Annotated in this window: 10 protein-coding genes; 5 read left to right on the top strand and 5 right to left on the bottom strand. The window is 70.8% G+C overall.

Annotation, left to right across the window (positions count from 1 at the left end; translation table 11 throughout):
- A partial coding sequence (locus HKK72_RS33005) for an acyl-CoA dehydrogenase family protein (protein WP_187238346.1) occupies nucleotides 1–802 on the top strand: 802 nt, incomplete at its 5' end.
- A 3-nt stretch (nucleotides 803–805) separates the two neighbouring features.
- Here the strand turns inward: HKK72_RS33005 and HKK72_RS33000 are convergent.
- A complete protein-coding gene (locus HKK72_RS33000) occupies nucleotides 806–1,156 on the bottom strand; it encodes a hypothetical protein (protein WP_187238345.1) in 351 nt (116 codons plus the stop codon).
- Nucleotides 1,157–1,275: 119 nt separating this feature from the next.
- On the opposite strand from HKK72_RS33000, the gene HKK72_RS32995 reads away from it, so the two are divergent.
- Together HKK72_RS32995 and HKK72_RS32990 are read left to right on the top strand one after the other, a co-directional pair.
- Nucleotides 1,276–2,190: a MoxR family ATPase gene (locus HKK72_RS32995; RefSeq protein WP_315987572.1), complete on the top strand. Its 915-nt coding sequence runs from the start codon at nucleotides 1,276–1,278 to the stop codon at nucleotides 2,188–2,190.
- Entirely contained in the window at nucleotides 2,190–3,581 is a 1,392-nt protein-coding gene (locus HKK72_RS32990; protein ID WP_187238344.1) for a vWA domain-containing protein, read from the top strand. The genes HKK72_RS32995 and HKK72_RS32990 overlap by 1 nt, the downstream gene beginning before the upstream one ends.
- 51 nt (nucleotides 3,582–3,632) lie before the next feature.
- On the opposite strand, the gene HKK72_RS32985 is transcribed toward HKK72_RS32990, so the two are convergent.
- From HKK72_RS32985 to HKK72_RS32975, 3 genes are all read right to left on the bottom strand, one after another.
- Complete coding sequence (locus HKK72_RS32985) at nucleotides 3,633–4,202, bottom strand: TetR/AcrR family transcriptional regulator (protein WP_187238343.1); 570 nt, start codon at nucleotides 4,200–4,202, stop codon at nucleotides 3,633–3,635.
- Between the two features lie 102 nt (nucleotides 4,203–4,304).
- Entirely contained in the window at nucleotides 4,305–4,667 is a 363-nt protein-coding gene (locus HKK72_RS32980) for an SPW repeat protein (protein ID WP_187238342.1), read from the bottom strand.
- Between the two features lie 257 nt (nucleotides 4,668–4,924).
- Nucleotides 4,925–5,857, bottom strand: coding sequence for a Scr1 family TA system antitoxin-like transcriptional regulator (locus HKK72_RS32975; RefSeq protein WP_187238341.1), 933 nt, complete (start codon nucleotides 5,855–5,857; stop codon nucleotides 4,925–4,927).
- A 198-nt stretch (nucleotides 5,858–6,055) separates the two neighbouring features.
- Here HKK72_RS32975 and HKK72_RS32970 point away from each other — a divergent pair, with 198 nt between their 5' ends.
- Nucleotides 6,056–6,526 carry a GNAT family N-acetyltransferase gene (locus HKK72_RS32970; protein WP_187238340.1) on the top strand — a complete coding sequence of 157 codons (471 nt, stop codon included), beginning with the start codon at nucleotides 6,056–6,058 and terminating at the stop codon, nucleotides 6,524–6,526.
- A gap of 146 nt (nucleotides 6,527–6,672) precedes the next feature.
- Nucleotides 6,673–7,143 (top strand): GNAT family N-acetyltransferase, encoded by a 471-nt coding sequence (locus HKK72_RS32965; protein ID WP_187238339.1) that lies wholly within the window; start codon nucleotides 6,673–6,675, stop codon nucleotides 7,141–7,143.
- Between the two features lie 108 nt (nucleotides 7,144–7,251).
- On the opposite strand, the gene HKK72_RS32960 is transcribed toward HKK72_RS32965, so the two are convergent.
- A partial coding sequence (locus HKK72_RS32960) for a VOC family protein (RefSeq protein WP_222721438.1) occupies nucleotides 7,252–7,686 on the bottom strand: 435 nt, incomplete at its 5' end.

Genomic DNA, 7,686 nt, shown 5'->3' with positions numbered 1-7,686 from the left:
CCAGATGGTCTGGTGCCAGCTATTCAGCGAGCCGGGCGCCGGCTCGGACCTGGCCTCACTGTCCATGAAGGCCGAGCGGGTCGAGGGCGGCTGGAAGCTCACCGGGCAGAAGATCTGGACCTCCGTCGCCCAGCACGCCCAGTGGGGCTTCTGCATCGCCCGCACCGACCCCTCGGCGCCCAAGCACGACGGCATCACCTACTTCCTCTTGGACATGAAGTCCGAGGGCATCGACGTCCGGCCGCTGAAGGAGCTCACCGGCGAGGCCATCTTCAACGAGGTCTTCCTCGACGAGGTGTTCGTGCCGGACGACTGCGTCGTCGGCGAGGTGAACAAGGGCTGGCAGGTCGCCCGCAACACGCTCAGCAACGAGCGGGTCTCGCTGTCCAGAGGTGGCGGCCTGGGCGCCGGGCTTCCGGAGCTGCTGGAGTTCTTCGGCGGCCGTGAGCTCGACGAGGCCGCGAGGGTGGAGGTCGGCAAACTCGTCGCCCAGGGCCAGTCGATCGACCTGCTCGGGCTGCGGACGACCGTCAAGCAGCTGTCCGGCCTCAACCCGGGCGCGGAGGCCAGCGTCCGCAAACTGCTCGGCGTTCAGTTCAACCAGGACGTCGCCGACTACGTCTGGGCCGCCCAGGGCACGAGCGCGGTGCTGGAGGACATGCGCGGGCTCAGTGGCAAGTGGGCTCGCTACATGCTCTTCAGCCGGGCGATGACGATCTACGGCGGCACCACCGAGGTGCAGCTCAACATCATCGCCGAACGGCTTCTCGGCCTGCCGCGCGACCCCGAGCCGGGCAAGTGAACGTCAGCCGCGCAGGAACCGGAGGGCGTAGACGAGGTTGATCATGACGATGCCGCCCCAGGAGAGCAGCAGACCGGGGAGACCCGCGTTGGCGACGCCGATCGCGGTCAGCGGAACCGCCGCCGCCAGGCTGATGCACAGGACGGCGATGCTCGCCCCGCGCTCGTCCTTGGCGGCGTGATGGTCGCGTTCGGTCCGGGCGGGCACCTGCGTGCCCAACCGGGCGTCGATCGTCTGTTCCACCCGATCGACGACCGACTCGATGAACGCGGCGTCGTAGTCGGGGCCAAGCTCCTGTCTGGCCGCGAAGGCGGCGGTCAGGTCGGCGTGGTGGGGCGGTCGAGGAGTCGTCATGATCCCGGTATACAGGGCCGCGTGGCCGGTGTCGTCCCTCGGCGGTGCCAGTTCCGGCTCGGTCACAGGTATGAGGCCCGAACGGCACCGCCGTGCCGGTGCCGGAAGGAGCGCGGAGCGTGATCGAGGACGAGCCCACGAGCGGTCTTTTCGCCACACCCGAGGAGGTGGCCGACCGGCTCGCCGCCGTCGGATATCTCGCCGACGACGCGATCGCCACCACGGTCTACCTCGCCGACGCACTGGGCAAGCCGCTGCTGGTCGAGGGCCCGGCGGGCGTGGGCAAGACCGAGCTCGCCAAGGCCGTCGCCGCCGTGACCGGCGCCCGCCTCGTACGGCTCCAGTGCTATGAGGGGCTGGACGAGGCACGGGCGCTGTACGAGTGGAACTACAAGAAGCAGCTGCTCCGGATCCAGGCGGCGCCGGCCGACCGCGCCTGGGAGACCACGCACGACGACATCTTCACCGAGGAGTTCCTGCTGGAGAGGCCGCTCCTGGCGGCCATCCGCCGTACCGAGCCGACGGTGCTGCTGATCGACGAGACCGACAAGGCCGACGTCGAGGTCGAGGGGCTGCTGCTGGAGGTGCTGTCGGACTACCAGGTCACGATCCCCGAGCTCGGCACCATCGTCGCCGCCCGCAGGCCTTTCGTGGTGCTGACGTCCAACGCGGCCAGGGAACTGTCCGAGGCCCTCAAGCGGCGCTGCCTCTACCTGCATCTGGACTACCCGCGGCCCGAGCGGGAACGCGACATCGTGCTCGCCCGGGTGCCGGGCATCGAGCGCGAGCTCGCGGCCCGGGTGGTGCAGACGGTCGGGGCGCTGCGGGCACTGGAGATCAAGAAGTCGCCGTCGATAGCGGAGACGATCGACTGGGCACGGACCCTGCTCGCCCTCGGCCTGGACCAGCTCGACGAGGCCGCCGTCGCCCGCACGCTCGGCGTCGTGCTCAAGCACGCGTCCGACCATGAGCGGGCGGTGAAGGAGCTCGGTCTGCCGGGAGTGGGTCTGCCGGGACCGGGTCTGCCGGGCTGATGTCGCTCATCGACCGGCACACCGCCTTCGTCGCCGCGCTGCGCGAGGCCGGGCTGCCGGTGTCGATCGCCGAGGGGCTGGACGCCGTACGGGCGCTGACGGTCGTCGGGCTGGGCGAGCGCGAGACGCTGCGGGCGGCCTACGCCGCCACGGTGGTCAAGCGGCCGGCGCACCGGCAGATCTTCGACACCCTCTTCGACCTGTGGTTCCCGACCACGATCGGGGACGGCGTGGCCGGCCCCGAGGAGCACCGGCCGACCGGCGGCCCGGGGCGACCGGCCACACCCGTGCCACCCGCGCTCGACCCCGAGGTACAGGCGCGGCGGCGCGAGCTCGCCGACCTGCTGCTCACCGGGGACGACGCGGGTCTGCGGCAGTTCGTCCAGGCGATCGTCGGGCAGTACGGCCGGTCGCCCGGCGGCCAGTCGTGGTTCTCCTCAGGGGTGCTGCAGGCGATGTCGGCGGACACGCTGATGGCCGGGCTGCTCCGCGCCGTGCTCACCGGCGAGGACCGGGGCGGCATCGCCGAGCGCGGGGCACGGCAGACGTTCCGCGATCGGATCACGCGGTTCGAGGACCTCGTCGGCATCGAGGTGCGGCGGCGGATCGCCGAGGACGGCGGGCTCGAGCGGACGGCCCGGATGGCGGTGCGGCCGCCGCTGGAGCAGCTGGACTGGGGCCGGGCGTCCCGCGCGGATCTGGACTCGCTGCGCCGCGAGGTCTATCCGCTCACCCGCAGGCTCGCCACCCGGCTCGCCGCCCGCAACCGGCCCGGCAGCCGGGGCCGGCTGGACTTCCGCCGTACGGTGCGAGCGTCGCTGTCGACCGGGGGTGTGCCGGTCACCACCCACCACAGGCCGCGCCGGCCGCACAAACCCGAGCTGGTCATCCTCTGCGACGCCAGCGACTCGGTCTCGTCGTTCGCGCACTTCACGCTGCTGCTCACTTTCGCGCTGCGCGAGCAGTTCACCAAGGTACGGGCGTTCGCGTTCATCGACTCGACCGACGAGATCACCCGGTTCTTCGCCCCTGGCGTGGACGTCGTCGACGCCATGACCCGGCTCGCCCAGGAGGCCGACCTGGTGTGGATCAGCGGGCGCAGCAACTACGGTCACGCGTTCGAGGTCTTCGCCGACCGCTACGGCGACGCCATCGGGCCGAGAACCTCACTGCTCGTGCTCGGCGACGCCCGCTCCAACTACGGCGACCTCGCGCTGCCGACGCTCCGGGAACTCGCCGGCCGGGCGAAGCACGCGTACTGGCTCAATCCCGAGGCCCGCAGGGACTGGGACACCGGCGACTCGGCCGCCTCGGCCTATGACGAGGTCGTGCCGATGTTCGAATGCCGCAACCTCACCCAGCTCATGTCCTTCATCGAAGAGATCGCCTGAGCGCCAGGCCAAGCTCGGGATGCCGCGATGCCGGGCCAGGGTCGGGCCGGGTCAGGGGCCGAGCGCGCGGGCGATGAGGTCGGCGACCGCGTCGGTGTCGACGTGCTGGCCGGTGAGCTGATGGAGGTTCTCCTGGTAGAGCAGAACGGTCGCGAAGGTGGCCGCCGCCACCTCCAGCCGGGCGGTGTCGCCGCGCGCGCCGGGCAGGGCCAGCTCGAGCGCTCGGCGGGCACGGTGGATCACCTCGGCGTTGACCCGTCTGAGCCGTTCCCTGGCCGACCGGTGGGTGTCGGCCTCGCGGAACAGGATCCGCCGCATCGCGGGCGAGGCCCGCAGCGGAAAACGCCGCGCCAGCCGCGACAGCGTGCCGGCCGGGTCGCCGGGCAGCGCCTCGACGTCGCCTTCGGCCAGTACCTCGACCGAGGTGCGTTCGTCGATGAGTGCGGTGAGCACGTCGATCTTCTGCGGGAAGTAGTGGAAGACCAGCCCTTTGGGCACCTCGGCGCGTACGGCGATGCCGGCGGTGGAGGAGCCGTCATAGCCCGCCTGGGCGAACAGTTCCTCGGCGGCGTCGAGAATGCGCGTGCGCGCGCCCGCCCGTGCGAGCGGTGACTTCTTCATCGGCCCTCCGTGTCGCCTGCGGCGGGCACGCGTGCCGGAACGGGCTGGAAACGCCGGCGACCCCTGGACACCGAGGTGCCAGGGGCCGTCTCAGCGCCGTGCTCAGACCGTCGTCGAACTCCGGCCCGTCGAACTCCGAGCGGCCGAGCTCCGAGCCTGGGTCGCGCCCCACAGGCCGACGATAGCGGCGACGCCGCCGGCGATCCATGCCGTCCAGGCCGCCGCGTCCTGACCGGTGAACTCGAAGGCCCAGGGCGAGACGAAGATGAGCACCGCGAACGCCGTCGTGGTCCACGCCGACGGCCCTGCGGCCGCCAAGAGCGCATAGAGGCCCGCGAGGGCCAGGAGGGCGCCCAGCACCATCAGGGGCTGCTTGCCCGCGTCGTCGGCCCACAGTTCGGGCGCGAGGAGTGCGGCGAGACCGGCGACGAAGGCGACGCCGTCCTGCCAGGAATAGTTGCCCATCCGCCACCTCCATGGGGATCTGGGTCGGTCCATGTCGTTCATGTCCGGGATTCCCTGATTGACCGACCGGTCAATCTCGCCGGGTAGATGGACCTCCCTTTCCGGCGGGGCACACCGACCTCGCCCTGGCCGTGAGCGCCGGAGCGATACGTCGTGCTGCCGCCGGACAACGGGCCGCGATCGCGACCTGAAGGTGCCCGAAGGGCACGCCGACGTCTTCGCCTGAACCGTCCTCGCGGCCGGGTGCCGGTGGGCCGTCAGAGCTGATTCAGCAGGGTGGAGAGAACCTGGGAGGTGTGCTCGGGACGGGCGGCCTCCACACAGAGCCGGTTCATCGTGCGCAGGTACTTGTCGACGTCGGCGGGCTTGTCCAGATAGAGGGCGCTGGTCAGCTGCTCGAGATAGACGATGTCGGGCAGCGACTGCTCGCCGAAGCGCAGGATCGCGAACGGCCCGCCCGCGGCGGCGTGGCCACCGGCGGTGAACGGCACCACTTGGAGCGTGACATTGCTCATCTCGCTCATCTCGATGAGATGCTCGAGTTGGGCGCGCATGACCTCGCGGCCGCCCATGGGACGCCGCAGGGCGGCTTCGTCCATGATCGCCCAAAGCACCGGCGGCTCGGCCCCGGTGAGACACTCCCGGCGGGTCATCCGCATCCGGACGCGGCGTTCGATCTCGCCGGGGGAGGCCTCGGGATGGCCGAGCCGGATCACGGCCCGCGCGTAGTCCTCGGTCTGCAGCAGGCCGGGGACGAACTGCACCTCGTAGGTCCGGATGAGCGAGGCGGCCTCTTCGAGACCGATGTAGACCTCGAACCAGCTCGGCAGCACGTCGCCGTACTGGTGCCACCAGCCGGGCGTGTTGGCCTGCTCCATCAGCGAGAGCACGACCGCCCGCTCGGAGGGGTCGACGACGCCGTACAGGGTGAGCAGGTCGGCGATGTCCCGCTCCTTGAAGCCGACCCGTCCCAGCTCCATCCGGCTGATCTTGGAGTGAGAGGCCCGGATCGCGTAGCCGGCGTCCTCCGCGGAGATGTTCTGCCGCTCGCGCAGGCGGCGCAGGTGGGACCCGAGCACGATGCGGAGCACGGTTGGTCCGCCGCGGGGGTACTCCAAGAGCCGACCGCCGGAGACGTCCTCGGCCGGCGGAGTCTCAGGCGCTTCGTTGCCCGCTGGAGCTTCAGCCACTTGAGGATCTCCCGATCTATTTGCCCGAGGGCGCGAATGGATCGTAACCGATCTTCTGCTCCGGTGCGTTATCGGATTGCCGCATCGTCACCGGGAGTGACGCAGGCCTGTCCTCGAGGGCGGCTCGCCCGTACGGACGCCCGGCCGGCTTCGGCGACACCGTGGGTGCGCGCGGCGTGGCGGAGTACTGTGCGGCGCATGATTCGCACTGCCATTGTCGAGGACGTCCCGACGATCCTGCGGCTCGTCCGCGAGCTGGCGGACTACGAACGCGCCCTGCACGAGGTTCAGGCCACCGAAGAGGATCTGCGGACGGGCCTGTTCGGCCCCGAGCCGCGGGCCTTCGCCCACGTCGCCGAGCACGAGGGCGAGGTCGTGGGGTTCGCCCTGTGGTTCCTCACCTACTCGACCTGGACCGGCCGCCACGGAATCCATCTCGACGATCTGTACGTCAGCCCCGATGCGCGGGGACACGGTTATGGCAAGGCACTGCTCACCGAGCTGGGCCGAATCGCCGACGAGCGTGGTTACGGGCGGGTCGAGTGGGCCGTGCTCAACTGGAACGAGTCCGCGATCGGCTTCTACAAGTCTCTGGGCGCCCTGCCCCAGGACCAGTTCACGATCTACCGCGTCGCCGGCGACGCCATCACCCGTCTCGCGGAGGGCTGACGATCGGCGGGTGCCTCTCCGCCACGCCCGGCGCCCGGAGACGTCGCCGGGCAGGTCGGACGGGGCGTGACAGGCCGGGCGAGTGGATCTCCGCCGCACCTCCCACGCGTTCGGGACCATGAGCCGCGGCCAGTAACCTGCATCGCATGATTCGGATCGCCACCCCCGAGGACGTCCCGACGATCTTGCGGCTCGTCCGTGAGCTCGCCGAGTACGAACGCGCCCTGCACGAGGTCCGAGCCACGGAGGAGGACCTCCGGGCAAGTCTGTTCGGTCCCGAGCCGCGCGTCTTCGCGCACGTGGTCGAGCACGAGGGCGAGGTCGTGGGGTTCGCCCTGTGGTTCCTCAGCTACTCCACCTGGCTCGGCCGCCACGGCATCTACCTCGAGGACCTGTACGTCAGCCCGCACGCGCGTGGGCACGGCTACGGCAAGACGCTGCTGGCCGAACTCGCCAAGATCGCCGACGAACGGGGATACGGGCGGGTCGAGTGGTCGGTGCTCGACTGGAACGCGCCGGCCATCGGCTTCTACACGTCCCTCGGGGCTCTTCCCCAGGACGAATGGACGGTCTACCGCCTCACCGGCGACGCTCTCACCCGCCTCGCGAAGAGCTGACGGCCACGGGCCGGCGGCGTCGTCGCTCGCACCCGCCGGCCCGTCCAACGCTCCCGCGGGCCCGTCCCCTCCTCGCCCGCGTCGGCCCGCCCGTACGCCCCGTCCGGCTCAGGAGAGCTGGCCGAGGTAGAAGTGGCTGCCCTGGTCGTCGACGCATTTCGCGGTGATGCCGTACGGCTGCCTCTCCGGCTCCGTGGCGGTCCCGCCGGCGGCGCGCACCCGTTCGACCGCCGCGTGGACATCGTCGACCGAGTACATCGGCACGACGATCGACCGCGGGTGACCGCCGTGCAGGCCGGTCATGAACCTGCCCTCCTCGCCTCCGATGAGCGCGCCCCACCCGTCCTCGGCCCGGCCGGGGGTGAACTCCCAGTTCAGCACGGCACCGAAGAACGCGCGTGCACGTGCCGAGTCGGGCACCTCGATCGTCAGGTAACAGATCTCACCGTGCCGGTACGGCGCGACCGGAGCCCCCTGCGCGTCCGGGGGCTCCTGGTACACGGCGAAGGCCATCCCCTGGTCGTCGGCGCACGTCGAGATCAG

Origin of the sequence: Actinomadura sp. HBU206391, assembly GCF_014323665.1 — a bacterium.
Lineage (GTDB): Bacteria > Actinomycetota > Actinomycetes > Streptosporangiales > Streptosporangiaceae > Actinomadura_C.
This window is presented reverse-complemented; position numbering and strand designations above follow the sequence as displayed.

Excerpts from the sequence above, each read along its gene's own strand:
- HKK72_RS32980 (WP_187238342.1), bottom strand. The coding sequence starts at position 4,667 with ATGGGCAACTATTCCTGGCAGGACGGCGTCGCCTTCGTCGCCGGTCTC.
- HKK72_RS32970 (WP_187238340.1), top strand. The coding sequence starts at position 6,056 with ATGATTCGCACTGCCATTGTCGAGGACGTCCCGACGATCCTGCGGCTC.
- HKK72_RS32965 (WP_187238339.1), top strand. The coding sequence starts at position 6,673 with ATGATTCGGATCGCCACCCCCGAGGACGTCCCGACGATCTTGCGGCTC.
- HKK72_RS32985 (WP_187238343.1), bottom strand. The coding sequence starts at position 4,202 with ATGAAGAAGTCACCGCTCGCACGGGCGGGCGCGCGCACGCGCATTCTC.
- HKK72_RS32990 (WP_187238344.1), top strand. The coding sequence starts at position 2,190 with ATGTCGCTCATCGACCGGCACACCGCCTTCGTCGCCGCGCTGCGCGAG.
- HKK72_RS33000 (WP_187238345.1), bottom strand. The coding sequence starts at position 1,156 with ATGACGACTCCTCGACCGCCCCACCACGCCGACCTGACCGCCGCCTTC.